1 protein-coding gene is annotated in these 696 nt (G+C 61.4%); it reads right to left on the reverse strand.

Annotation, left to right across the window (positions count from 1 at the left end; genetic code table 11):
• A partial coding sequence (locus tag ACNOHI_RS24890; RefSeq protein WP_420477413.1) for a HAMP domain-containing protein occupies positions 1-696 on the reverse strand: 696 nt, incomplete at both ends.

Here is a 696-nt window from a genome sequence, read left to right on the forward strand (position 1 = left end):
TGCCGCCCACGCCCTTCACATGCGCCTGTCCGCCCAGCTTGCCTTCGGTACCCACTTCGCGCGCCACGCGCGTCACTTCCGACGCAAACGAGTTCAGCTGGTCCACCATCACGTTGATGGTGTTCTTGAGTTCAAAGATCTCGCCGCGCACGTCCACGGTGATCTTCTTGGACAAGTCGCCGTTTGCGACCGCGGTCGTCACGTCCGCAATGTTTCGCACCTGCGCGGTCAGGTTGCCCGCCATCGAGTTCACGCTGTCGGTCAAATCCTTCCACGTGCCCGCCACGCCCGGCACGTTTGCCTGGCCGCCGAGTTTCCCTTCGGTACCCACTTCGCGCGCCACGCGCGTCACTTCCGACGCGAACGCATTCAGTTGGTCCACCATCACGTTGATGGTGTTCTTCAGTTCAAGGATTTCGCCCTTGGCATCGGCGGTAATCTTCTTGGACAAGTCGCCGTTCGCCACTGCGGTGGTCACGTCCGCAATGTTGCGCACCTGGCCGGTCAGGTTGCCGGCCATCGAGTTCACCGAGTCGGTCAAGTCCTTCCACGTGCCTGCGACACCTGGCACGTTCGCCTGGCCGCCCAGTTTGCCTTCGGTACCCACTTCCCGCGCCACACGGGTTACCTCGGATGCGAACGAAGACAGCTGGTCCACCATCACGTTGATGGTGTCTTTGAGTTCGAGAATTTCGC

It is taken from the genome of Noviherbaspirillum sp. ST9, assembly GCF_048799745.1.
Lineage (GTDB): Bacteria > Pseudomonadota > Gammaproteobacteria > Burkholderiales > Burkholderiaceae_D > Noviherbaspirillum.